The 25,008-nt window shown below is 53.0% G+C and carries 30 protein-coding genes and 1 pseudogene; 28 read left to right on the forward strand and 3 right to left on the reverse strand.

The features are described from left to right. Positions 1–3: 3 nt before the first annotated feature. From ACQG1Y_RS10255 to ACQG1Y_RS10380, 26 genes are all read left to right on the forward strand, one after another. Positions 4–297, forward strand: coding sequence for a hypothetical protein (locus ACQG1Y_RS10255; protein WP_426736755.1), 294 nt, complete (start codon positions 4–6; stop codon positions 295–297). Positions 298–359: 62 nt separating this feature from the next. Next, positions 360–761 carry a DUF7370 family protein gene (locus ACQG1Y_RS10260; protein WP_112777871.1) on the forward strand — a complete coding sequence of 134 codons (402 nt, stop codon included), beginning with the start codon at positions 360–362 and terminating at the stop codon, positions 759–761. Beyond that, the gene (locus ACQG1Y_RS10265) at positions 761–940 is read left to right on the forward strand and encodes a DUF551 domain-containing protein (protein WP_020838521.1); all 180 of its coding nucleotides are present in this window, start codon (positions 761–763) and stop codon (positions 938–940) included. Before ACQG1Y_RS10260 ends, ACQG1Y_RS10265 begins: the two co-directional genes overlap by 1 nt. Next, positions 933–1,295 carry a hypothetical protein gene (locus ACQG1Y_RS10270; protein ID WP_022651014.1) on the forward strand — a complete coding sequence of 121 codons (363 nt, stop codon included), beginning with the start codon at positions 933–935 and terminating at the stop codon, positions 1,293–1,295. The genes ACQG1Y_RS10265 and ACQG1Y_RS10270 overlap by 8 nt, the downstream gene beginning before the upstream one ends. Positions 1,296–1,302: 7 nt before the next feature. Further along, positions 1,303–1,698 carry a hypothetical protein gene (locus ACQG1Y_RS10275; protein WP_045345395.1) on the forward strand — a complete coding sequence of 132 codons (396 nt, stop codon included), beginning with the start codon at positions 1,303–1,305 and terminating at the stop codon, positions 1,696–1,698. Then, positions 1,695–2,081, forward strand: a complete 387-nt coding sequence (locus tag ACQG1Y_RS10280) for a phage tail termination protein (RefSeq protein WP_426736756.1) — start codon at positions 1,695–1,697, stop codon at positions 2,079–2,081. The genes ACQG1Y_RS10275 and ACQG1Y_RS10280 overlap by 4 nt, the downstream gene beginning before the upstream one ends. Positions 2,082–2,098: 17 nt before the next feature. Continuing rightward, positions 2,099–2,833, forward strand: coding sequence for a phage tail tube protein (locus ACQG1Y_RS10285; protein WP_022651116.1), 735 nt, complete (start codon positions 2,099–2,101; stop codon positions 2,831–2,833). Between the two features lie 36 nt (positions 2,834–2,869). Continuing rightward, positions 2,870–3,523 carry a DUF6246 family protein gene (locus ACQG1Y_RS10290; RefSeq protein ID WP_213843303.1) on the forward strand — a complete coding sequence of 218 codons (654 nt, stop codon included), beginning with the start codon at positions 2,870–2,872 and terminating at the stop codon, positions 3,521–3,523. A gap of 200 nt (positions 3,524–3,723) precedes the next feature. After that, complete coding sequence (locus ACQG1Y_RS10295) at positions 3,724–4,287, forward strand: KilA-N domain-containing protein (protein WP_064489268.1); 564 nt, start codon at positions 3,724–3,726, stop codon at positions 4,285–4,287. Next, a complete protein-coding gene (locus ACQG1Y_RS10300; RefSeq protein ID WP_426736757.1) occupies positions 4,284–4,538 on the forward strand; it encodes a hypothetical protein in 255 nt (84 codons plus the stop codon). The genes ACQG1Y_RS10295 and ACQG1Y_RS10300 overlap by 4 nt, the downstream gene beginning before the upstream one ends. A 103-nt stretch (positions 4,539–4,641) precedes the next feature. After that, a complete protein-coding gene (locus ACQG1Y_RS10305) occupies positions 4,642–5,001 on the forward strand; it encodes a hypothetical protein (RefSeq protein ID WP_047653436.1) in 360 nt (119 codons plus the stop codon). A 25-nt stretch (positions 5,002–5,026) separates the two neighbouring features. Then, on the forward strand, positions 5,027–5,308 hold the full coding sequence (locus ACQG1Y_RS10310; RefSeq protein ID WP_115415108.1) for a hypothetical protein: 282 nt from the start codon (positions 5,027–5,029) through the stop codon (positions 5,306–5,308). A gap of 69 nt (positions 5,309–5,377) precedes the next feature. Then, a complete protein-coding gene (locus ACQG1Y_RS10315; protein WP_426736758.1) occupies positions 5,378–5,899 on the forward strand; it encodes a hypothetical protein in 522 nt (173 codons plus the stop codon). A 47-nt stretch (positions 5,900–5,946) separates the two neighbouring features. Beyond that, positions 5,947–9,279: a tape measure protein gene (locus ACQG1Y_RS10320; protein ID WP_426736759.1), complete on the forward strand. Its 3,333-nt coding sequence runs from the start codon at positions 5,947–5,949 to the stop codon at positions 9,277–9,279. After that, positions 9,279–9,626 (forward strand): phage tail protein, encoded by a 348-nt coding sequence (locus tag ACQG1Y_RS10325; RefSeq protein WP_058660773.1) that lies wholly within the window; start codon positions 9,279–9,281, stop codon positions 9,624–9,626. Before ACQG1Y_RS10320 ends, ACQG1Y_RS10325 begins: the two co-directional genes overlap by 1 nt. Positions 9,627–9,661: 35 nt before the next feature. Beyond that, positions 9,662–10,366, forward strand: a complete 705-nt coding sequence (locus ACQG1Y_RS10330; RefSeq protein WP_426736760.1) for a phage minor tail protein L — start codon at positions 9,662–9,664, stop codon at positions 10,364–10,366. Beyond that, positions 10,366–11,085 (forward strand): C40 family peptidase, encoded by a 720-nt coding sequence (locus ACQG1Y_RS10335; protein ID WP_047064319.1) that lies wholly within the window; start codon positions 10,366–10,368, stop codon positions 11,083–11,085. Before ACQG1Y_RS10330 ends, ACQG1Y_RS10335 begins: the two co-directional genes overlap by 1 nt. Beyond that, entirely contained in the window at positions 11,028–11,555 is a 528-nt protein-coding gene (locus ACQG1Y_RS10340; protein ID WP_047064317.1) for a tail assembly protein, read from the forward strand. Before ACQG1Y_RS10335 ends, ACQG1Y_RS10340 begins: the two co-directional genes overlap by 58 nt. A gap of 9 nt (positions 11,556–11,564) precedes the next feature. After that, complete coding sequence (locus ACQG1Y_RS10345; protein WP_426736761.1) at positions 11,565–15,314, forward strand: phage tail protein; 3,750 nt, start codon at positions 11,565–11,567, stop codon at positions 15,312–15,314. A 43-nt stretch (positions 15,315–15,357) separates the two neighbouring features. Next, complete coding sequence (locus ACQG1Y_RS10350) at positions 15,358–15,672, forward strand: hypothetical protein (protein ID WP_116330098.1); 315 nt, start codon at positions 15,358–15,360, stop codon at positions 15,670–15,672. Further along, positions 15,673–16,344, forward strand: a complete 672-nt coding sequence (locus ACQG1Y_RS10355; RefSeq protein WP_006809145.1) for a hypothetical protein — start codon at positions 15,673–15,675, stop codon at positions 16,342–16,344. It begins immediately after the preceding gene. Between the two features lie 107 nt (positions 16,345–16,451). Beyond that, positions 16,452–16,685, forward strand: a complete 234-nt coding sequence (cor, locus tag ACQG1Y_RS10360; RefSeq protein WP_017382566.1) for a phage exclusion lipoprotein Cor — start codon at positions 16,452–16,454, stop codon at positions 16,683–16,685. Positions 16,686–16,743: 58 nt separating this feature from the next. Next, positions 16,744–17,628: a gp53-like domain-containing protein gene (locus ACQG1Y_RS10365; RefSeq protein WP_426736762.1), complete on the forward strand. Its 885-nt coding sequence runs from the start codon at positions 16,744–16,746 to the stop codon at positions 17,626–17,628. 1 nt (position 17,629) lies between these two features. After that, positions 17,630–18,064, forward strand: a complete 435-nt coding sequence (locus ACQG1Y_RS10370; protein WP_045356987.1) for a tail fiber assembly protein — start codon at positions 17,630–17,632, stop codon at positions 18,062–18,064. Positions 18,065–18,128: 64 nt separating this feature from the next. Next, positions 18,129–18,368, forward strand: coding sequence for a hypothetical protein (locus ACQG1Y_RS10375; protein WP_045356985.1), 240 nt, complete (start codon positions 18,129–18,131; stop codon positions 18,366–18,368). Then, positions 18,368–18,685 carry a hypothetical protein gene (locus ACQG1Y_RS10380; RefSeq protein WP_023306078.1) on the forward strand — a complete coding sequence of 106 codons (318 nt, stop codon included), beginning with the start codon at positions 18,368–18,370 and terminating at the stop codon, positions 18,683–18,685. The genes ACQG1Y_RS10375 and ACQG1Y_RS10380 overlap by 1 nt, the downstream gene beginning before the upstream one ends. Before the next feature lie 139 nt (positions 18,686–18,824). Here the strand turns inward: ACQG1Y_RS10380 and ACQG1Y_RS10385 are convergent. Continuing rightward, positions 18,825–19,019: pseudogene (locus ACQG1Y_RS10385) on the reverse strand (PTS sugar transporter subunit IIBC); the annotation flags it as partial. Positions 19,020–19,198: 179 nt separating this feature from the next. Here ACQG1Y_RS10385 and ACQG1Y_RS10390 point away from each other — a divergent pair. Continuing rightward, a complete protein-coding gene (locus ACQG1Y_RS10390; protein WP_022647925.1) occupies positions 19,199–20,227 on the forward strand; it encodes a Mal regulon transcriptional regulator MalI in 1,029 nt (342 codons plus the stop codon). A 101-nt stretch (positions 20,228–20,328) separates the two neighbouring features. Here ACQG1Y_RS10390 and ACQG1Y_RS10395 read toward each other — a convergent pair whose 3' ends face one another. After that, a complete protein-coding gene (locus ACQG1Y_RS10395) occupies positions 20,329–21,855 on the reverse strand; it encodes a YdgA family protein (protein ID WP_032648145.1) in 1,527 nt (508 codons plus the stop codon). A 99-nt stretch (positions 21,856–21,954) separates the two neighbouring features. Next, complete coding sequence (gene manA, locus ACQG1Y_RS10400) at positions 21,955–23,130, reverse strand: mannose-6-phosphate isomerase (RefSeq protein WP_045347981.1); 1,176 nt, start codon at positions 23,128–23,130, stop codon at positions 21,955–21,957. Positions 23,131–23,329: 199 nt separating this feature from the next. Here manA and fumA point away from each other — a divergent pair, with 199 nt between their 5' ends. Continuing rightward, entirely contained in the window at positions 23,330–24,976 is a 1,647-nt protein-coding gene (gene fumA, locus ACQG1Y_RS10405) for a class I fumarate hydratase FumA (RefSeq protein ID WP_063413517.1), read from the forward strand. The last annotated feature ends 32 nt before the right edge of the window (positions 24,977–25,008 follow it).

A 25,008-nucleotide genomic window follows, 5' to 3' on the forward strand; every position in this document is an offset into this window, starting at 1 on the left:
AGCATGGCTAAATACGAAGTAGTGCGCCCATGGTTCGGCGTGAAGGTAGGGCAGGTGGTGGAGTTGAAAGAACTGCACCCGGCGCTGAAGTCTAACGTCCGTCTCATGAATGGTGAGGCAGGCGGAGAACTTACCCCGTCGACGCCTGATGCCGGTACCAGTGAGAAATCCCGCAAAGAGGTTATCCAGGCTCGTCTGACTGAACTGGGCATCGAGTTCAAGGGCAACCTGGGCGCTGAAAAGCTCAGTGGGATGTTGCCGGATGGCGAACTCGAAAAGCTTTTTCCTGCTGAATAACAGCCGCCGCTAAGGCGGTTTTTTTATGCCCCGCTCCGGCGGGGTGTTTCACGGAGTCGACAATGGTAACTCTCGAACAGGCGAAGGGGTATTTGCAAAGTCAGGGCGTTTCCATTCCCGATTTTGTTCTTCAGGCTCTCGTCGACCAGGCTAACAGCATACAGGAGTGTCTCGATGCGCATTATCCGGCATCAGTCGCGCTGCTGATTCAGCTCTATCTGCTGGCGCTTATGGGGCTGGCGCAAGGCGACAAGTATATCAGCTCGCAGACTGGCCCTAATGGTGCGTCACGCTCATTCCGGTATCAGTTGTTTCCCGATCGATGGAAAGGGGCGCTGGCACTGTTGCGCGTCACCGATAAACACGGCTGCGCTAATGACCTCATCCCTCCAGACCCGACCAATACAGCTTTTGCTGGCATATGGATTGCCAGGGGTGGATGCATGTGTGGCGGGGGTCGGTGATGGGGTGGATATCGGTTAAGAAGCGGCTGCCGGAGCCTTTTGTCAAAGTCTGGGTGATGACCGACAGTGGTAAGCGCGTTACCGGATACGTCAAAAGCAACGGTGACTGGTATCTGCTGTGCCGGAAGGTTGCGGCGGAGAATCCGGAGGTGATCCGGTGGGAGGATAACGGTGTCTGAAACAGCCGCATGGAGCTATACCAATGTTGCCACTGTTTACCCGCGCGTCTACGACGACTGGAACAGCACCTGGACAACCGGAACCCCCTACCTGATTGACTGCACCTGGACGGCAAACAATGAGGTTGCGGTAGATGCCAGCGGGAAAGAGTTCACCACGAACCTGATTTTCTTCACTGAACTGAAGCGCAATGGCATCGATGCGACCATGCCGAAGCGTGACTGGTATATCGCCAGAGGTGACACAACGGCACAGGCCGATCCGCTGAAAGCTGGTGCAAACGTCATCAAGGCGGTGACGGAATGGGATATGTCACCATTCGGCGAGGAGCCAGACTACAAAATCCTGACGTGAGGTAATCATGCCCGTTAAAGGTATCAAGCGCGTCCAGATGAATACCAGCAGGGTGCTGAGTGACATAGCCGGAATACGCACGGAGAAGGTTCTGTATCAGGTCATGAATGCCGGTGCCAATCATGCTGCTCTAATCACTCCTGTTAAATCGTCAACCCTCATCAACAGCCAGTACAAGCGGCTCGAACCCATGCCCTCAGGAATGATAGGCAGAGTGGGTTACACGGCAAATTATGCAGCTGCTGTTAATGCTGCAAAGGGCAAGCTCAAGGGCAAGCCAAGGCCTGACGGTAGCGGTAATTACTGGGACCCTAACGGCGAGCCGGACTTTCTCCGCAAAGGCTTTGAGCGCGACGGCCTCAACGAGATTAAGGCCATCATCAGGCAAGGATACAAAGTATGACGCGTAGCGAGGTGTATGACGCTCTGAGAGCGTGGTTGCAGTCCCACGGTTTTGATGTCGGCTATCGCGTCCAGAAACGCTTCTGGAACGAGCTGGAAGGAACTGAAGGGGAAAGATACCTCGTCATCCAGCAGGGCGGTGGCGGCAAGCCTGATGAGGCTATAACACGAGATTATTTCAGATTCCTTGTTCTTTCCGGTCAGAACGACAGCGATATTAACCATGTTGAAGACCGCGCCGACGCCATCCGCCAGGCGATGATCGACGACTACAAAACCGAATGCATCATTTCGATGCAGCCAATAGGCGGCATCACCGCCATCCAGACCGAAGAAGGGCGTTACCTCTTCGATATTTCCTTTCAAACCATCATTTCCAGATAACACGGAGATAAATCACTATGGCGTGTGAATCGGGCGCTTTTACCGGGCGCGACGTCGTCGTTTATTACGCGATTGGATGCCCTGAAGTACAACCCACCGCCAGCGCTTACCGCCGACTCGGCATGATGCGCGGCAAAACAGTAAATGCAGAGTGGGAAACCGCAGATGCGACCGGCGACATGAGCGCTGCATTTACGCAAGAGAACCTCGTTACTTACAAGAACATTTCGTTCTCTGGTGACGGTGTGACCCGCAAAGAGGATGTTTATGCGCAGAACGCGCTTAAGCGTCACGTCTACAACCCGCCAGCAGAGACCAGCAACCAGCCGTATGTATGGTTCAAGATCATCTCTCCGAACGATATCACCGAAGGGCCGTTCATGGTGACATCATGGGGCGATGAGGCGCCGCACGACGACGTTGCCACCTGGTCTGTCGAAGCGTCCAGTGCCGGTCAGGTTGACGTGCGCGACGTTGGTGCAACTATCACCATCACTACCCAGCCACAGAATCGCACGCTGACCGTTGGCGATACGCTGAACCTGTCGGTGGCTGCGACTGTGTCTGACAATTCAGCACTGACTTACCAGTGGAAGAAGGGTGGTAGTGACATCTCTGGCGCAACATCAGCAACATTCACCAAAGCAAGCGTGGCTGCCGGTGATGCCGGATCATACAGTTGTCAGGTGTCTTCCTCCACAGCGGGCAGCGTGACGTCCGGGTCTGCTACGGTTGTTGTCAACGCAGCGTGATATCAGGGGCTTCGGCCCCTTTTTTTGAGAGGTTTCATGAAAGCAATAACCGATATCGGACAGGCAGTTGTCCGCGCTGGGGGCAAAGAGATATTCCTCAACCCGTCATTCCTCGCCATGTCTCGCATTGGGTCGCCGGAACAGATTGTTGATGCTTTCGTGAAGGTTCATGCCGGGCATTACCCGAAACACCGAATCTCCGATGCTCAAATCCTGAAGGCGGCAAATGCCCGATGCTTTGCTGAAATGGCAGCATCGGCTGCAAACGTAGTTCGGCATTGCTCAGAGGGTGATGTTGCAGAGTTGATTGGTTCGTACTCGGTGAGCGCGGCAGGGCGGCTGCTGTTCAAGCCTGGGGCTATCCCGATCGAGGATGTTATCCAGCTTGCCCGCCACCTGATTCTGCATGGCGTAATGGGCGATCAGCCGCCGGAAGAGTTCGAAGGTAAGAAGGGCGAATACAGCGACAAATTCGATGTACGGTCATTCGTCTACACCGCTGTTGCTCACCTCGGAATGAGCGAGTCAGATGCCTGGAACATGACAATGACCAGCTTCCGAGCCGCCATGAATGCCAAGTTCCCGCAGAAAGAGAAAGCCAGGGTGCCAACCCAGGAGAAATACGACGAGGTTATGGACTGGGCCGAGCAAATGCTGGCTATCGACGCGCAACGGAACGGACCGCATTAATCTCCTTCGAAGCAACACAACCAGCCTCGCAATAGCGGGGCTTTTTTGTATCCGCAATAAAACCAACGCGCATCTCACGCGCACTTCACCACACAGAACCTTTCAGGATGACCCTTGAGGATACCGGCTGGCTGTCGGTGCCTTTCTGTGGGCCGGACTTCCTGTGAGACAAGGTTCATCACTAAAAGGTATTTACCGATATGACTAATTTATGCATGTTCAGTACTCCTGTCCGTGTCCTTGATGGCGATATGGTATGCCTAACTGATATCTGGGTGGCGGCGGCTAAAGCCAAGGAAGAGGGACTGGCACCATCTCTGATTAAACGGAATATGGACAAGCTACGCCCGTGGTACTTTTTGCGAAACGCCTCCACGAAGCGCTTTATCAGTAGTTTACTCAAACTCTCAAAAAACGAGAGTTTGGAATTGCCTGATTCTCCGACGCTCACTATTCCGGGGAATGGTGGTGGAACCTTTGCCCACAAATTAATTGCTTATAAATATGCTGCATTCCTCGACTCTGACTTTGAGGCTGGCGCATTCATTATTCTTGATAAATTTTTTACCGGGGAGTTGCAAAGAAAGAGCGATCTGGTTGCAGATCTCAATCTCAGCATTCTTGAGTTTGATAACAAAAAAGACTACGCCAGCCATTGTGGTAGCGGCCTGGTCGGATGGAAGCATGAAAAGCCGGTGCTGCTAGCTAAGATAAAGGCCTTAACGGACCAGTTGCAGCTAACCTTGCCAGGGTTTAGCGCATGAATGACCGGGTAATCGAATGCGCCTCCAGAGCGGGGCGCGATTTCTCAGAGTTCATGTCAGGTGAAAAGGACATTATGCAGGCGCTGTCCTCGGTGGATCAGTTTGGAGAACTATTGCGCCTCAACGGCTGCGTTAACCATCACTTTGTCAGCTATATGATGCGGAGCGCCATCATGCAAACTTTCATGGAGATGGCAGAGGCCAGGCAAAAAGAGGAACGCCGCCGCAAGCGAGCAAAGAAGAAGTGGTAGCCCACTCAGGTGGGCTTTTGCTGTCGCTATGGATATAAGAACAGTTTATGGCGCAATGCCACGCATGATAGATTCATGGAAATACATTTCGTGGTGAATCAGCGTGGAAGACGAAAAACAGCGCCAAATGCAGCTTCAACTGACCCTTCAGCGACGGCTGGAGAAAGTCTCCCCTGAATTATTGTCAGAATTCCTCTTCAAACGCGGCGTTGAAACATTCAAATGCCTTTTGTGTGGCAGTGAAGATATCGGCATTCCTCAGTGCAACATGCTGCAATCAGGGCCTGATGGCGGCGCTTCAAAAACATTTGTAGACTACATCAAGTTAAATGCCGACGGTCCTCCGTTCTCTCTCATGCATTATCAATACCGCATAATATGCCGCAACTGCGGATATACGCATCATATCGCCGTGTGGCCGGTTCTAAAATGGATTGAAGAGGGAAAAGATGATGGCAAGTAGTGAAAGGGATTACGGGATCTCATCAATGGCCGACTACCCCAAATACAAATGGCATGGCGGTGGTGGTAACGGTGGCGACGGAGGCGATATGTACACACGCGAGAGAATTGCAAGACTTGAAGCCACAGACGAACTGCGAGAGCGAAACATCCGAGGCATTGAATCTGAGCTGAAAAGCATCAACCAAAACCTATCATCAATGGAAAAGCGGTTCATTGATAAGATCGACGACAACCAAAAATGGCTGGTTGGCCTTTTGGTATCTGCAATACTCGTTCCATTATTCATTGCTTTAGTCACCAAGTGATCTGTAACTGTTCTGTCGTCGCGCGATCCCTGCTACTCTTTTGGCACATTTACCAAAGGGGATAGGGATATGAAGAGGTTGCTTTCGATTGCTATTTTGGCAATGGCGCTATTGGGCTGTTGGCAAGATACCGCAACAGACAAAGTAGAAAAATTCATAAAAAGCAAAGACATTGGACTGCTTTCAAAAAGTAAAATTTCACAGTGCTCGGAAAGCTTCGTCAGAAATTTTCATTACTTTGACGAAAACACATTGCCGACAACTAATAAGTACTACGAATTGAGTGAATACCTCTATGGTAAAGTGAAATTTGAACCAGTGAGTGAGAGTCAAGTCGGGAATGCCACAGAGGTAATGCTGAAGGTTAGTATCCCAAAACCAATAGAGGATGCTAAATCATTCATCTTTGCTGATGAAAACCACGACCCCAGTGAAGAAATATCAGCATTAAACAATTTGCTTGCTCTCTATAAACGCGGTGGCTTGAAAGATATGCAATACACCACTTTCGATATGAAGTGGGTAGTGCTTCCCGATGGCATAGATCCGAATTTTACACCTGAGCAGATAAAAGCCTGCTCACAAAAATAATAATGACCCCGGCCATCCGGGGTTTTTTATTGCCCGGAGAAAGTGAAATGACCCAAAACGTCGGTGATATTGAATATGTGATTAAGGCCGATACGGCACAGTTGCTGCGTGCTGATAAACAGGTTCGTGACGTAACCGACGGCATGGAAGGTGGTTTCAAGCGGGCTGATAAGGCCGCTTCATCGCTAACATCATCCTTTGGTAGCCTGAGTCGTGTAGCCACTTCTCTGATGGCTATCCTGTCGGTTCAACAGGTATCTCAATACGCCGACGCATGGACTACGCTCAATAACAAACTGGCCAACGCCCTCCGCCCAAGCGAGCAGCTGGTTGACGTTACTGAGCGGGTGTTCAATATCACCCAGCAAACTCGCGGCAGCCTGGACGCAACGGCGTCCCTGTATGCGAGACTGGAGCGTGCCACCAGGGAATATGGAACCAGTGCCGACGATCTGGCTAAACTGACGACCATCATTAACCAGGGATTTGTTGTCTCCGGTGCTACTGCGCAAGAGGCCGAAAACGCTATTATCCAGCTGTCTCAGGGGCTGGCATCTGGCGCTCTGCGCGGCGAAGAATTTAACTCAGTGAATGAGCAGGGCAACAGGATAATTGTCGCGCTTGCTGATTCAATGGGGGTCAGCATCGGGCAAATGCGCCAGATGGCCGCTGCCGGGAAGTTGACTACTGATGTTGTGGTTAACGGATTACTTTCGCAGGGAACTGCGATCGGCAACGAGTTTGCTAACACCACGACAACTATCAGTCAGGCATTGCAGGTTGCCGGGAACAACATCACCAAGTTCTTTGGTGAAAACTCCACGGTAAAAACCGGTACAGCAATTTTCAATGATGCCGTGATCAGCGTCAGTGAGAACATCGGCGCTCTTAGTGCCATCTTGACCGCTACCGCTGCTGTAATGGGTAGCCGCTACGTTGGCGCACTGACAATGGCTACTGCTGCGAAGGTAAAGGCCGCAGTTGCTGCAAGAAATCAGTCGGCAGCAGAGATGCAGGCGGCGCAAGCCGTTGCAAATAAAGCCGCCGCAGATCTCCGCGCAGCTGCTATCGCAAAAGAACGGGCGCTGGACGAGATCCGGCTTGCGGAGATGATGAAGCAGACAGCGATCAGCGCGGCGAATGCCGCAGCCGCCGAGCAACGCTTGTCTGTCGCCAGGGTAGCGGCTACTGCTGCTGTTGCAAATTACAATCGAGCATTAGTAGCAAGTAACGCTGCTCAAGCGGCAGCGTCATCCGGGGCTGGCCTGGCAAGCAGGGCGTTAAGATTAATAGGCGGAGCCGGTGGTGCAGCCATGCTCGCGGCCAGTGCGATCCTATATTTCTCTCAGCGAGCTAAAGAGGCCAGAGACGATGCCAATAACCTGGCAGATAGCGTCAACGATCTGAGCGCTAAGTTCCAGACCATGTCGCATACCGAGCTGGCAGCCACCATTGGCAAGTTAAGCCAGAATCTGCCAACTCTTAGCGATGCGGTATCCGACGCACAGAAAGAATTTAACGACGCTACTGCTGCTGTTCAGAGGCAGGAAAGGGAAATCGCTAACTGGGGAACGAACACTACCCGAGGCCGTCAGGCTGCTGAAGCATTAGGAGGCGCTCAGGATAAATTAGCGGTTGCAACACTTGAACTTGAACGTGCTCAAAATCGACTTAGCCAGACGCAGAGCGCTATTAACATTGGACGTGCCACGCTCAACGGAACGATGAGGCAGGGCATCGATCTTCTTCGCCGTGATGGTGAGGAGGCCAGTGTTACCGCCGGAATGATGGGCAAGCTTGGCGATATGATTAATTTCGCCTCAAAGGCGAAGGATAAATTCAACTCCAGCAGTTTGATGGTAGAGCGGCCGAAAGACGTTCAGGATTACCTTGATAAACTGCAAGACCAGGTGACGCTCCAGAGCGAGCTTAACGATCGCAAGCGTGCGCAGTTGAAGGCTGAGCAGGAGATCAGAAAACTTGGTGGGACTGAAGCTGATGTCAGACTAGCGAGGGAAAGGGCTGCTGCCGAATACGACGCCCAGCAAGCTCAGCAGAAAGGCAAAAAGGAAACCAAAGACGCCACGTCTGAAGCAACCAAATACGCTAATCAGCAAGAAGCAATCGCCCAAAAACTTGCGAATCTGAAGCAGCAGTCTGAACTTGCTGCCGGTTCTACTTCTGAGCTAAGCAGAGAGCAAGCGGTTCTCGCAGCGCAACAATCACTTGGCAAAGGTGCTACCCAGGAACAAATAGCGCTGGCTGGTAAATATCGAGGCGAAATTTGGGACACAGCCAATGCACTTAAAGCGCAGGCTGCTGCTGAGAAGTTATTGCCGGAAGCGCGCGAGAACGCCAGCTATAAGCAGGATGTTGACGATCTGAAAACAGCGCTGGCGGCGAAGAAAATCAGCCAGGAGCAGTTCAATCAGACATCCGAGCGACTGGAGGCCGCCCACCAGGTTAACCTTGCGAAAATCCGCGCCCAGCAGGTAGTCACTCCTCAGCAATCTGCTCTCGGTGAAATCGACCCGGTTCAGCAATTGGCTAACCAGCATGCTCAGGAACTGGCTCTCATTCAGCAATTTGAGACGCAGAAAGGTCAGATCACTCAGCGCGGCCTCGAGCTGATGAACGCGGCCAATACCGAATACGAGCAGGCTCGTATTGCTGCTCAATGGGAAATCTATCGCAACCAGAGCACCACCAACCAGCTCATGGCTGACGCTGTAGATTCGCTTCAGGGCGGGGCGACCAATGCCATAACCGGGCTGATTAACGGCACTCAGAGCCTTCAGGAGTCACTGGCAAACATCGGCACTACCATCCTGAACAGCGTTGTTGGCGGCTTCGTTCAGATGGGTGTCGAATGGGTTAAAAGCCAGTTGATGGGACAGGCAGCAGCAGCAACCTCACTTGCTTCGACTATGGCTCAGGCTACCGCAGCAGCTTCAGCATGGGCACCTGCGGCAATGAGTGCCTCAATCGCAACGTACGGTAGCGCCGCAGCGATAGGTCAGGCTGCTTATGCAGAGTCCATGGTTGCTGCGAAAGGGTTAGCTCTTGCAGGCGGTCGTCGCTACGGCGGCACGGTATCAGCAGGAAACGCCTATCGCATCAACGAAGATGGACGCTCTGAAATCTTCCAGACCGCAGGTGGGCAGCAGGCATTCATCCCGAATCAGTCAGGGAAGATTATTCCGGCAAATAAGGTTGGGGGTAGTGGCGGAGTTGTTAATCAAACTGTCCATTTCACCATCAACACTACCGGCGGCATTGACGATGCCACAATGGCTAAAATGGCGCAGATGATGAAGCAGGTTAGCCTCAGCACCATTCGTGATCAGCAGCGCCCTAACGGGTTACTACGGAGGTCATAGTGCCAGAAGCATTCACATGGACACCACAGAAAGCATACTCCGTTGAGCGCACGCCGAATGTTGCCGTCGTTAAGCTCGGCGACGGTTACGAACAGCGACAGGTGAAGGGTATCAATCCACTGATGGATAAATACTCGCTCACCTTTCGCGGCGTCAGCGGCGTGTGCCGCAGTAACCCAGCTAAGGATGCAGAGGCATTCCTCAAAGCCAGGGGGGCGGTTGAATCGTTCTACTGGACGCCATCCGATACGGGAGTGAGGAAGCTGTTTGTCTGCCGCTCCTGGAATATGACAAAGACCGGGCCGCTGTTTGAACTGACGGCCACTTTTGAACAAGTACCACGATAAGCCACCTCCGGGTGGCTTATTTATGGGAGTTTGCCGTGCGCGACATACCAGCAAATTTAATTATCGACAGCGTGGACGCCGGAGTGGGCGCGTTTATCGACCTGTTCGAAGCCGACCTGCAACCCTTTGGTGGAGACCTTATCCGGTTCCATTCCGGCACCAATGGATATTACGGAAATGTGATCTGGAAGGGGAATCAGTATCAGGCATACCCGATAGCAGTCGAAGGGTTCGAGTCAAAGAACGAAGGCACATATGCCCGGCCAACAATGGTGGTGGCGAACGTCACAGGTTTACTGACGGGCATAAACCATGACTTCGACGACATGCTTGGGGTGGTGATCACCCGCCGTCAGGTTCCGGTGAAATACCTGGACGCGGTGAACTTCCCCAATGGCAACCCTGACGCAGATCCGACGCAGGAAGCGGTTTCCCGCTACGTTGTTGAGGAGATGACGGAAGAGACGTTCGAGCAGGTGACCTACACGCTGGCGACACCGATTGACTGCGACAACGCCATCATCCCGGCCCGTACCATTCTCGCCGACGTATGCCAGTGGCAGTATCGCGGCGTCGGGTGTGGATATGACGGGCCGCCTGTTGCAGATGAGCGTGACAACCCAACCACTGATCCAGCGAAGGATCAATGCTCCCACCGTCGTACCGGTTGCCGGTTTCGCTACCCACGTCCTGAACCAATGCCAATAAGCAGTTTCCCCGGCTCTCAAAAGGTCTCCTGATGCAAGAATTACTCGATTATGCGGCATCGTCGCAGGATGAAGTGTGCGCGCTAATCCTGAACGACGAGCGAGTGTTTCGCTGTCGGAATGTTCATCCGGAGCCCTGGCATCACTTCCGCATACGTGACGATGACTGGCTTGCAGCGGAGGAAGAAGGGGAAATTACAGCGGTCTTCCATTCGCACCCGAAAAGCCAGCCAGCGCTTTCTGGTGCCGATCGGCAGATGCAGCTGATGACGGGGCTGCCATGGTGGCTCGCATCTGGCGGGCAACTGAGGAAATTCAGGCCTGTTCCGCATCTGCAGGGTCGCAAGTTCGAGCATGGCATTATGGACTGTTACACGCTTTTCCGGGACGCATACCACCTTTGCGGCATCGATCTGCCGGACTTCGTGAGGACTAATGGATGGTGGTTGCGGGGAGAAAATCTCTATCTGGCTAACATGCCGGCCAATGGGTTCTATCAGGTATCTATGCAGGATGCCAGACCAGGCGACGTCATTATCAGGCAGCCATTCCCCGGCGCCGACCCATGCCACTCAATGATTCTCCTTCATGACAACCTTGTGCTTCACCATGACCATGTCGGACACCTCAGCAGACGAGAACAAATGCGCCCGGCATACATCAAGCAGACGCATTCAATCTGGAGACACGAACAGTGCTCATCTTTAAATTTGCAGGCAATCTACGCCGATTTTACCGCCAGATATCCCTGAATGTTGATACTCCAGCGCAGGGATTACGCCTCCTATTGGCGCAGGATTTCGAATTCAAAAAAGCCTTTCTCAATACAAAGCTGCGTGTGCGGGTGGCGGGCGAGGATGTTGAGGTGTCGGCCATGCAATGGCATCTGGATCGCCACCTGAAAGATGGTTCTATAGTCCTGTTTGTGCCGGTAGTTGAAGGTGCCATCACTGCCGCTGCTGCGGCTTGGATTGCGGTGGCTGTCAGCGTGGCTTCGGTAGCTTACTCGGTCTACATGTCACGCAACATGAAAACCAAAACCTCCGCAGAAGCCGCTGAGACCAATACGCTCACAAACAACTCTTTTACCAGTGCTGAGAACCGGGTAGGCCAGGGCCGGGCGGTGCCACTCCTCCTTGGAGAAATGGAGGTCGGCTCGAACGTTATTTCACTCGGCATCGACACAAGCAACAACCAGGACTGGACGGAATCTATTAGCTAAGGTGGCATTATGTCTTCAGGCGGCGGCAAAGCATCAACCCCCAAACTCCTCGACGATAACCTCAAGTCAAAGCAATTTTACCGGGTACTGGATCTCATCAGCGAAGGGCCTATCTATGGGCCCGTTGATCAGGAACACCTGTCATCATTCAAGCTCAATAAGACTCCCGTAACTGATGCGACAGGCAGTGTCAGCGTAAATGGTGTCAGCGTCGCCTGGCGCCCCGGATCTGAAACGCAATCCCCCATTAATGGCTTCTCTGCTATTGAAGCGACCACCATCGTAAACACCGAAGTAACCTATGATACTCCGCTGGTTCGCACTATAACCGATCAGGACGTTACCCGGGTGCGGTTTAACGTTGGTGTGACCGGACTGGTCGAGCAGGACACCAAAGGCAATCAGAAAAACACGTCCGTCACTCTGGTGTTGGAGAGCAGAACTGGCGCTTCAGGCTGGGTTATTGAAAAGACCGTGACCATCACCGGGAAGATATCAGGCGAATATCTTGAGGCCCATCTGATTGATGCTCCGGATATCAAGCCGTTTGATATTCGCGTTCGCCGCATTACGCCCGACAGCAGCAGTGATTTGCTGTCCAACGGCACTATCTGGAATAGCTACAGTGAAATCACCGATGACAACCTGAGCTATCCATATTCAGCCATCGCAGGCGCCGTTATTGACCGCGACCAGTACACCGACACCCCAAGCCGCACTTACCATCTTCGCGGACTGATTGTGTCTGTACCAGACAATTATGACCCAATCGCCCGAACTTACTCCGGATTGTGGACGGGTGGTTTCAAACAGGCATGGACAAATAACCCTGCCTGGTTGTTCAGAGAACTGGCAAAGAATTCCCGCTTTGGTCTGGCTAAGCGCGCTGGCTACATCGATGTTGATGACGGTGCGCTGTATGTGCTGTCTCAGTATTGCGATCAGCTTGTTGATGATGGGTACGGCGGCAAAGAGCCACGCATGACGCTTAACGCTTACATCACAGAGCAGGCCAGCGCGCGTGACATTCTCGACAAGATAGCGAGCATGTTCCGTGGAATTGCGCTGTGGGACGGCCTGCGCCTTTCTGTCATGCTGGATGCGCCACAAGACCCGATCGCGACAATCACGAATGCTAATGTGGTAAATGGTGAGTTCAAACGCAGTTCTGTAAAGCGATCTGAAAAATACAATGCAGTTATTGTGTCATGGACTGACCCGGATAACGGCTGGGAGCAGGTGAAAGAGTACGTTTCCGACGATGAGATGATTGCCAAAGGAAACTACAACGAGACCACTCTGGAGGCGTTTGGCTGTACCTCACGCGGTCAGGCATGGCGGGCTGGTAAATGGCTACTTGAAACAGCGAAACGTGAAAGCAGCAGGCTGTCCTTTCAGATGGCGCGTGACGCCATCCACTTCACTCCAGGAGACATCGTTGAAGTGATGGACAATGACTACGCCGGAACGCGACTCGGTGGGCGAATAATGTCTTACTCCGGGAGGTCCATAATCGTTGATGCGGTCGACTCATCGGTGGTTACGGATGGATCCACCATGTCGATCATGGGGAGAGATGGTAAGTTTGTACGCTACGAAATTGATGGTGTTGCAGGGAATAGTGTTACCCTAAAAACAACCCCGGACTGGGTCAGGGCAGGCACCGTATTTGCCATTTCCACCGCGAGCGTGGCGATCCGCCTTTTCAGGATTCTGAGCGTTGCCGAAACAGAAAATAACTCTGTCTACAGCATTAGCGCCTCCCAGCACGATCCAAATAAGCAGGCCATTGTTGATGAGGGGGCTGTTTTTGACATTCCCAGCGATACCCTTAATGGCTACCGTGTGCCAAACATTGAAAATCTGCGCATCATTAACACAAATTCTGAGACCATTCAGGTCACAGCAACCTGGGAAACAGCTACAACCACTAAAAAGCTGATGTTTGAACTGTACGTTTACAGTGCTGATGGGAAATTAGTTGCGCAGTATGAGACCGATCAGTTCCGATATGAGTTTTACGGCCTGAATGCAGGAAGTTACACGCTTGGGGTTCGTGGTCGAAACGAAAATGGAATGAAAGGCGCTGAGACTCAGGTAAGCCTGATTATCGGAGCGCCTAATCCCCCGAACTCGGTTCAGTGGATACCTGGCCCACTTCAGGCCACTTTAGTTCCGGTCATGTCTGTTACTGCCACATCTGATACTTCTTTTGAATTTTGGTACGCAGGTGAGACTCCGATTCCATTGTCCGACGACATTGAGAATAAAGCTCAATTCCTTGGCCGTGGCAATCAGTGGACCATCCAAAAACTTAAGTTTGACCATGTTTATTACGTTTATGTTCGAACTCGTAATGCATTTGGCGTTTCAGGATTTGTAGAGGCTTCTGGAAAACCAACGGACGACTTCAGTGATATCACCAATGCAATCCTGGAGGAAATTAAAGATTCTGAGGTATTCAAGGATCTGATTGAGAGTGCCGTAGAAAGTAGCGAGAAACTGGCCGAATTGTCTGATGCGATTAAGGAGAACGCCGATGGTCTGGCTGCAGCAGTAGGTTCGAATAAGCAGACAGCAGAAGCAATCATTGGCAATGCCCTGGCTATTGCTGATGTTGTTGTGCGCCAGACTGCGCAGCAGGGGGCTAACTCTGCGACATTCGAACAGCTCCGGGAGGTGATCGCCACTGAGACGGAAGCCCGCGTCACGGATGTTACTCGTCTTGAGGCACAAACTGCACAGAATGAAGCGGGTATTACTGAAGTTCGCCAGGCGTTAGCAACGGAAACTGAAGCTCGCGCTTCGGCGGTAAGCCAGTTGACTGCAGCCACTCAGGCTGCATCTGACAAAGCTGATTCGGCTGCTGCAGTCGGAGAACAGAATACAGCTTCAATCACCAACCTTAGCCAGGTTGTAACAGACCTCGATTCCTCAATGGCATCACGCCTGGAAGAGCTGGGAGCACAAACTGATAAGGCCAGCGGCGGTATTCAAAACAATGCTATCTCGCTGATCACCAGCACGCTCGCTCAGGTTAACCAGCGTAACCTTCTGAGCGTGCAATATGGCGATAACAAAGCCGGTATTGAGCGGGTCGATAATGTAATGGCCGATGCCAGTAAAGCTGTTGCTGAGTCGTTGCGCACCCTTGACTCCAGTGCCGGTGGAAACACCGCGAATGTCACTGATCTGTCAAAGACGCTTGCTGACTTCACACAGGCTTCGGCAACTCAGATCAATTCGCTGAAGGTCACTGTAAATGGCCAGCAGGCCGCTATTGTCCAGAATGCTCAGGTATCAGCTGACATCAACAATAACCTGAATGCGATGTACAGCATTAAGGTTGCTGTTGATTCTAATGGTAATCAGTATGCAGCAGGGATGGGGATTGGTGTTCAGAATACGCCATCTGGCATGCAGTCGCAGGTGCTGTTTGTGGCTGACCGTTTCGCGGTAATGGCGCAGGCTGGTGGGGCGGTGTCGTTGCCGTTCGTAATCCAGAACGGACAGACCTTCATCCGGGATACGTTCATCCAGGACGGCACCATCGGCAACGCCAAGATTGGCAACTACATCCAGTCCAATAACTATGTCGCTGGCTCAGTCGGATGGAGGCTGGATAAGGGAGGTACGTTTGAGAACTACGGTTCGACAGCTGGTGAGGGAGCCATGAAGCAGACTAATCAAACGATCAGTGTCAAGGATGCCAACAATGTGTTGAGGGTGCAGATCGGGAGAATCACGGGAACATGGTAACGGGAGGCCTCTTACGGGGCCTCTTTTTTTTCAGGAGGACTGGATGGCGGAATATGGTGTTCAGACATGGGACGCCTCAGGCAATGTAAATAACTATGGGGTTAAGCCTGTCAGCGTTTGTGGCTATCTCCAGCTGGCCCAGAACCAGAAAACAGGCTCTTACACCGTAGCGCTTCCACCGGGTTGCAGGCTGACCTATTTTCAGAGCATGAACGGTGATCAGTTTGGAACGAGTCGGAGGAAGATCACTATTTTGGGGGGAACCGCAACAGTGTCAGCAGTAGGCGATACCGACTACTCAGCAGGGACTGAGCCTGCGGCAGCGGCTTATCTCATTTTCCAGATCGAGAGGGCATAAATGGCGGAGTATGGCGTTTTACTGACGACGACTAGCGGGGAAGTATGGGTGACTGCGAACAGCTCGCCAATCGCTCTACAGGCACGAAAGACAGCGGCACTTCAGGGAACATCGGGGTTTAATACCAAAGTGACGCACACATTCCCCGCAGGTCAGCCTGTTGTCGCCTTCGTTCATTGCACGGTTGAGGTCGAAATCACTCAGACGATAAGCGGGAACACCATCACGATTGATTTTCTCAGACCGAATGCAACCGGCACAGCGTACGTTTATTTTTTCTCTATTTTCCCGCAGACAAAGCCAGACTACGGGCTGGCTGTGTGGGATGCATCAGGGACGCTGATTTTAACAAACGAAACGCGCACGCTGAGCGATGTTGTCACCCTCGGTACCGCCGGGGTGGATGCCAGCTCAGGATACAACATCAATACAACTCTGGCGGGGAAGTGGGCCTGCATGCCTGCCATGCTGGGACTAATTACCGGGGTTGTATCGGCTGGCGGTCAACCGCAGCCCTACTCGGCCATATACAAGAGCATGGCAAAACTTGAGGGAAGCAATACGCGGATATTCGCCAGGCCGCAGACAACCCCCGGCGGCAACCTTCAGAACGTCGCGTATTCGAATCTGAGGAACGTGATTATGGCCATTAACTGCGCCAATTATGATTGATCGTTTTTAGCGATCAATTTTGAATAATTGATCTACCAAATCAATTATATCCCATTGATTCATATTGTTATTGTGTAGTTTCATGAATGCCCTGGGATATAACCACTATGAAAAATATGATTCTTTGCCTGGCGGTAGCGGTATTGCTCTCCGGTTGCGCTGGCGTTATTGAGAAGCAGCAACCCGTATGCACCGGAACAGCCCTGGTCGGCGGACAGGAAAGCAGCGTCCAGATCTACGGAGTCCGTAAACAAAACAATCAGACGCAGTACCGCGCCGGTTATCCCTTTAACTGGTCATGGGTGAGCGCCAACACGTTTACCAGCACCACCTGCCACTAACCCATTCAGTTTTGAACAAACCCCGCTCCGGCGGGTTTTTTTATTGCCTGGAGAAAACATGATTTATACTACTGGCACTATCGCCATCAGCGGAAACACCCTTACAGGTACCGGCACAAACTTCACTGCTGCTGGTTCTCTTATTCGTAACGGCTGTACCGTTATTGCAATGACCAGCCCTGTGCAGGTATTTCAGATTACCACCATTGGCAGCGCAACAAGTCTCACCGTTACGCCAGCTGCTAACCCTGCAATCCCTGCTGGAACAAAATACGCCATTCTTCTCAGCGACAGCCTGAGTGTCGATGGTCTGGCGCAGGATATTGCTGAAACATTCACGATGTACCAGCGCTATATGAGCGGTTTCGCGGATGTGATGAACGGCACCACAGATGTCACCATCACGATTAACGGTGCGGCCGTCACGGTACCGGGTCAGAAGTCGCTGGCTAAAAAAGGAGCCAACAATGATATTACAAGCCTGAGCGGGTTGACCACGGCGCTAAGTATTGAACAAGGTGGCACTGGAGCAAAAGATACTTCGGGAGCGCTTGCCAACTTCGGGATAAAGACTGCAGCGATGCGTGATGTCGGAACTGGCCATAATCAAATACCCGATATGGGGGGGTTTTCAGTATCACTGGGGGTTAATGGCTGGGCAAAATTACCTAATGGTTTGATATTCCAATGGGGCTCCGCAGGCCCATTAACCCCACAAAACCCTGATGCAATAGCGAATTTCAATATTACATTTCCAAATAAATGTTTATTTATTACTGAACATGACCAGGGGAATGCAGCTCGAAAAACTGAAGTTCAAATTGGTTATTTAACAACTACAGCTTTCACTTTATATAATTTAGGCATTCTGGACAGGACAGCTCCGACCGGACTCCAGCCACCGATTACGGCATATGTCCCCTGGTTTGCGATAGGATATTGATATGAGCAATTACGTTTATAGCCCTAAAAATAATGCATTTTATGCTGTGTCGCTAAAGGATGCGTATGAAATGGCAGGCTCCTGGCCTGACGACAGTAGCGATATTAGTGATGAGATGTTCATTGAATTTACCGCGAGCGCACCTGAAGGCAAAGTGAGGGTCGCCGGAGATGACGGCATGCCGGTATGGGCTGATATTCCACCCAAGACTCCCGAGCAGTTGCAGGTTCAGGCTGAAAAAGAGCAGCAGCATTTACTTAATACTGCCAGCGTCATTACTGAGGACTGGCGCACAGAGCTGGCTCTTGGAATTATCAGCAATGATGATAAGGCTAAATTGACTGCGTGGATGGGGTATATAAAGCAAGTTAAGTCCGTCAAGATTGAGGAAGCCAAAGAACCGGGATTCAGCTGGCCTGAACAGCCGGCAATGTAAACCTCCTTGATCTGCACACCCTTTAAAACTACTGTATATAAAAACAGTAAAAGGAGTGCAGATCATGCCCCGCAAATCAGACATTCACAGCGCATTTGTCGCTGCCATACAGCTAAACCCTAAGGGTTATCAGTGCCTTCGCACCGACGACTTTATCCGAGAACTGCGCGCCAGAAACTGGCATTTCAGCCAGAAAGATGCCAACGAGTGGATTGAGTATTATCAGGAGTTCTTCGTCGACAAGACGCCGGACAACAGCGAAAACCGTCTCTGGATGCTCCGCAACATGGGGAGGGTCCACTGATGGGATTTCCTTCACCGGCGGCTGATTTCGTAGCACCGCGTTTATCTCCGGAAATTATCTGCGGGATCGGCATGGACAGCCGCATCCTCGAAACCTCGTCTGGCTTTGCGGTTATCGAGCCGTGCACCAGACTGGTACAGAATCAGGTTCTGCTAATCCTCAGCGGCGGACGGACTCAGTTTGCCAGGGTCATGGGCAGGGCGCTGATTTGTGATGATGGTGAAGCGATAGAGGGGGAGGCTGCGGAAGAGGTTGAGGTGATGGGGCGGGTGACGTTCTTCATCAACAGCGTGATGCAGGATGACAGGGTGGTGTGATGGGGCATGGGTGGGGCATAAAGTTACCGCGAAACGACGTTAGTTCATTGCACATGACAAATCGTATCGCGGCAACATAGCAGAAGTTACCGCACATCAATCCAACATCAAGCCACTTCGTTAAAAGACTTAATAGTCTCCAGATGAAGATCGCCTGAAGTACCGGATTTCCGAGGAAAGGGATCAGGGTAATGACGTCGTGGCTGCTTAACGAGCTGCCGATCCCCAGCATGATCCCGCAAAAAGAGAGAAGCGCCACGGGCAGCATAAAGGTTTTACCCAGTTGCTGGAAAAACTCCCACAGCGATATTTTTTGTGCTGCTTTCGTCGTCATAAAACGACTCCTTAAATGGTAGAAAGAGATTTAACGACCTCGATGGGGCGAGAAGATAAAACGTTTTATCAAACTTTAGTGCGCGCTAAATCACATTCTCAGGCTTTTACTGGTAGTATAAAGATAACGTATTGATAAAACGTTTTAGCGATCTCATTATCAAGGAGTCACGCCACCACATGGCTGTAGCGAAAAAGATCACCATCAACGATGTCGCGCTGGCGGCGGGGGTTTCCGTCAGCACCGTTTCGCTTGTATTGAGCGGGAAGGGGCGCATCTCTCCTGCAACGGGTCAGCGCGTCAACGAGGCCGTTGAGCAGTTAGGCTTTGTGCGTAATCGCCAGGCGTCGGCGCTGCGCGGTGGGCAAAGCGGGGTGATAGGGCTGATCGTTCGCGACCTCGCGTCGCCGTTTTATGCAGAACTGACCGCCGGGCTTACCGAGGCGCTTGAAGCGCAGGGGCGAATGGTTTTCCTGCTCCACGGTGGGCGCGAACCGGAGCAGCTGCTCTCCAGGCTGGATATGCTGCTGACGCAAGGGGTGGATGGGGTGATCGTGGCCGGCGCGTCCGGCGTGGGCAGTGAATTGTGTGAGCGCGCGGCGCAGAAAGGCGTACCGCTGGTGTTTGCCTCGCGCGCCAGCTATCTCGACGAAGCCGATACCCTTCGGCCAGATAACATGCAGGCCGCGCAAATGCTGACCGAGCATCTTATTCATCGCGGCCATCAGCGCATCGCCTGGCTCGGCGGTAAAAGCTCGTCCCTGACGCGTGCCGAGCGGGTGGGCGGTTACTGCTCCACGCTCATCAAATACGGCCTGCCGTTTCACAGCGAATGGGTGGTGGAGTGTGAATCCAGCCAGAAAAAAGCCGCGGAAGCCATCGGCACGCTGCTTCGCAACAGCCCGACGATCAGCGCGGTGATTTGCTATAACGACGTCATTGCGATGGGGGCGTGGTTCGGTTTAATCCGCGCCGGACGCCAGAGCGGTGAGGGCGGGGTAGAAACGTTTTTCGGCCATCAGGTAGCGCTGGGGGCGTTCGCGGACGTCGGTGAAAATGCGTTAGACGATCTCCCCATCGTCTGGGCGACGACGCCGGCTCGTGAGATGGGGTACACCCTGGCAGACAGGATCATGCAGCGCATTGAAAATACGGACGTGCAGGCCGGGCATCAGATTGTGGCTGCGCGGTTAGTGACGGTGAAGTAAACGCTTTGCTTGCACGGGCCTGCAACGACTCAGGATCGGAGGCCGGGTAAGCGTCAGCGCCACCCGGCAATAAAAAACCCCTCATGCGAGGGGTTTTTCGTTTACTGCTGCGGTACTGCCGGTGGCGCTGCCGGTTCAGCCGGTGCCGGAATGCCCAGCGTCGGCATACCAAACATACCGACAAACTCTTCCAGCGGCATTTTGTCGCCGTTGAGCGTCACCTGGCCATTAGCATATTGCAGGCTGGTGGAAATGGTGTTGTCTTCCACCTTCGTGATACGGAACATCTGGCCCATCGCCGCCAGGCCTTTCACCTGTTGGTTTGCCAGTTTCCCTGCATCTTCTTCACCATACCCTTCAAGTTTCGCAATCTGCGTCATGAACTCGGTCGCCATATCCATCGGGATGGTCAGCTTGCTGTCGAGCGATTTCACGCTGCGGTCAACTTCCTGCGCCAGGGTCTGCGGTTCGCCGGTCGCAGCGGCCGGATCCTTCAGGAACAGCGACAGGTTGAAGTTGGTTTCGCCTTTGCCGTTTTTCCAGCTCAGTGGCGCAACGGTAATCACCGGCTCGCCCTTCAGCAGGATCGGCAGGTTATTAAACAGCACCGTCATCGCCTGCTGCTGGTACGCCTGCGGGTTCTGTTGCAGGGCGGCATCGGTCAGCAGAGCCTGGCTCTCTTTACTGTATTTCTGACTGAATTCATGCCACGCCTGGCCGTCAATGTTGCCGATTTTCAGAGACAGCTTACCGGTACCCAGATCCTGATTCTGTACTTTCAGGCTTTTCAGGCTGTAATCCAGCTGGGTGTTGATGCTTTTACCGTCTTTGGAGACGTCAGACTTACCGTCCAGATCCATGCCTTCCAGCACCGCCATCTCTTTGCCTTCGATCGCAATGGCGATCTTATCGAGGCTCAGTTTCTGGTCGCCGATACGCTCATCAAAATCGGTCATACGGCTATTGCCGCTGGCTTTAAGGTTGTTGAAGGTAAGCTGAACCTTCTGGTTATATTCATTGACTGAATTCACCAGGCCGCTGGCGGCATCGCCGGTCAGGGAGACATTCTTGCCGTCGCGATCGGCATCAAGCTGGAAATTACCGCCGCTGAAGGCGACTTTGTCGGTGCCTTGTTCGTAATTCAGGGCTTTCAGGTCGATGTCGGAATGCGTATCACCGGCATAGCTGATGCGGGTATTGATCTCAAACGGCGACTCATTTTTCGCCATATCGAAAATCGGCTTCGTCACCTCGTTATTCACCAGTACGGTTCTGGCGGATGCCATGGAGGGGATCAGGTTAAACTTTTTCAACTGCGCCAGCGGGAACGGACCGTGGCTGACCACTTCATCCAGCACCACGCTCTGGCCCGGTTTCAGCCAGGCGTTCTGATTACCCGCAACCGGCTTCACCACCACCTGCATATGGCTGGTAAACACGCCACGCTGGTAGTTCTGGTAGCTTAGCTCCAGACCTGCTTCAGGCGCGCTGCGCTTAATCTCGCTGTTTGCCTGCGCCATCATCTCTGCCAGACGGCTTTCCAGCTGTTTCCCGGTATACCAGGAAGCACCCGTCCAGATCACGCCTAAAGCAACAATCACTCCTACCGCTACGACCGATTTTTTCATTGCGATTATCCCTAAAATGAAACCAGGCGGTTAAAACCGCCTGGTGTTACAACGCCTGTTACTAGCTTAGCAAGAGTTGTTAAAAAATTCAGTAAGTCCCTAAAGCTTATTAAAAACACGCGCCAGGCGACCGTTGCCGCTCACCCGGACAGGCGACTCGTTGGCCGCGACAAAGGCGGATTCACCCGGTTTGAGCACCAGACGCTCGCTATCTTTATGCAACGTCGCTTCGCCTTCCACACAGAACAGGATCGCGGCGCTCTCCTGTGCAATGGCGGTTTCGTCTGCGCTGAGGTCATGCAGCGAGAAGGCAAAATCGTCAACCGGAATCGGGAAGTCCAGCTCTGCGCCGTTTTTCACCGGCTGCGTAAGCAGCTCCGCAGCAGGTTTCGCCACGAACTTCACGTTGGCAACCAGCTCAGGGATGTCGATGTATTTTGGCGTCAGGCCCGCGCGCAGTACGTTATCGGAGTTAGCCATCACCTCCAGCGCCACGCCGTTCAGGTAGGCGTGCGGGGTTTCAGCGAACAGGAACATCGCTTCGCCCGGGTTGAGCTTCACCACGTTCAGCAGCAGCGGAGAGAAGAGACCGCTGTCGTCCGGATAAAACGTGGAAATTACGCGAATGGTGTCCCATGGCTCACCCTGCTGGCTGTTCAGCGCGGCTTTCAGCACCGCCAGCGCGTGGGATTTTTCCTCGCCCTGCATATTCAGCAGGCTGGCAAACAGCTCGCTCAAGGCTTCTGCGTTCGGGTTTTCCAGGAAATGGGCGATCGCGTTGTGAGCCCCGGCGACCGGTTGCAGCAGGGAGATGATCTCGGAAAACTCGCGGAAGGCATTCATCGCCAGGAAAGGGGTAAGGGCGAAAACCAGTTCCGGCTTGTGGTTAGGATCTTTGTAGTTACGCTCTGCGGCGTCTAACGGAATACCGGCGGCATTTTCTTTGGCAAAGCCCAGCTCAGAGGCTTTTTTGTTCGGGTGAACCTGAATGGAGAGCGGCTGGTCGGCGCACAATACCTTGAACAGAAACGGCAGCTCACCAAAACGATTCGCCACTTTATCGCCGAGCAGTGCGGCTTTGTCGGCGTCGATGACGTCACGCAGGCTGCGAACCTGGCCGCTGGCATCTTCAATTTTTGAGCTGCTCTTCGGATGCGCGCCCATCCACAGCTCTGCCATCGGCAGGTTGTCCGGGTTGGCGATACCGTAGAGATCCGTTAACGCAGTTTTACTTCCCCAGGCGTAGTTTTGCACTGAGTTGATGAGTTTTTGCATTATCAAGCCCTGATTCATATGTGGAATTAACTCCGCGTATTAAAGCAATAAACCGAATGGAAGTAACCTGCGGATGTAAAAAGTCGTACTAGTCTCAGTTTTTGTTAAAAAATTGTGTAGGATAAGCTGACTCGCTTTTAAGCCGGGCAGCGGAACATCTGCCCTGAATAAACAGACCGAAGCAGTAAGTGAGAGAACAATGTCGAATAAACCCTTCCATTATCAGGATCCTTTCCCCCTCAGTCAGGATCAGACCGAGTATTACCTGTTAACCCGCGATTACGTTTCTGTCTCTGAGTTTGAAGGGCAGGAGATCCTCAAAGTTGACCCGCAGGCGCTGACGTTGCTGGCGCAGCAAGCCTTCCATGATGCTTCCTTTATGCTCCGTCCGGCGCATCAGCAGCAGGTTGCTGATATCCTGAGCGACCCGGAAGCGAGTGAGAACGATAAGTACGTTGCTCTGCAATTCCTGCGTAACTCTGATATCGCGGCGAAAGGCATTCTGCCGACTTGCCAGGACACCGGCACGGCGATTATCACCGGTAAAAAAGGCCAGCGCGTCTGGACCGGCGGCGGTGACGAAGCGGCGCTGGCGCGCGGCGTTTACAATACCTACACCGAAGACAACCTGCGCTATTCGCAAAACGCGGCGCTGGATATGTACAAAGAGGTGAACACCGGCACCAACCTGCCTGCGCAGATTGACCTCTACAGCGTCGACGGTGACGAGTACAAATTCCTCTGCATCGCCAAAGGCGGCGGTTCAGCCAACAAAACCTATCTTTACCAGGAAACCAAAGCGCTGCTTACCCCGGGCAAGCTGAAGAATTATCTGGTCGAGAAGATGCGCACCCTCGGCACCGCGGCCTGCCCGCCGTACCATATCGCGTTTGTGATTGGCGGTACGTCTGCCGAAAGCACCCTGAAAACCGTTAAGCTGGCCTCAACCAAATACTACGATAGCCTGCCAACGGAAGGTAACGAACATGGTCAGGCGTTCCGGGACGTGCAGCTTGAGCAGGAACTGCTGGCCGAAGCGCAGAATCTGGGCCTGGGCGCGCAGTTTGGCGGCAAATACTTCGCGCATGACATTCGCGTGATCCGCCTGCCGCGCCACGGTGCTTCCTGTCCGGTGGGCATGGGCGTCTCATGCTCGGCGGATCGCAACATCAAGGCGAAGATCAACCGCGACGGCATCTGGATCGAGAAGCTGGAGAACAACCCGGGCAAATATATTCCTGAAGAACTGCGTAAAGCGGGCGAGGGGGAAGCGGTTCGCGTGGACCTGAATCGTCCGATGAAAGAGATCCTCGCGCAGCTTTCGCAGTATCCGGTTTCAACGCGCCTTTCCCTGAACGGGACGATTATCGTGGGCCGCGACATCGCCCATGCGAAGCTGAAAGAGCGCCTGGACAACGGCGAAGGGCTGCCGCAGTACATTAAAGATCACCCGATCTACTACGCAGGCCCGGCAAAAACGCCTGACGGGTATGCTTCCGGCTCGTTAGGCCCAACCACGGCGGGCCGTATGGACTCCTACGTCGACCAGTTGCAGGCAAACGGCGGCAGCATGATCATGCTGGCGAAAGGCAACCGCAGCCAGCAGGTGACGGACGCGTGCCACAAGCACGGCGGCTTCTACCTCGGCAGCATAGGCGGCCCGGCAGCGGTGCTGGCGCAGGGCAGTATCAAGAGCCTGGAGTGCGTGGAGTACCCGGAACTGGGTATGGAAGCGATCTGGAAAATTGAAGTGGAAGACTTCCCGGCGTTCATCCTCGTGGATGACAAAGGTAACGACTTCTTCAAACAGATCCAGTCTTCCCAGTGTTCGGCGTGTGTGAAGTAATTCTGTAAATTGCCGGGTGGCGCTGACGCTTA

Source organism: Enterobacter cloacae complex sp. 397G4 (assembly GCF_050031515.1).
Classification (GTDB): domain Bacteria; phylum Pseudomonadota; class Gammaproteobacteria; order Enterobacterales; family Enterobacteriaceae; genus Enterobacter; species Enterobacter hormaechei_C.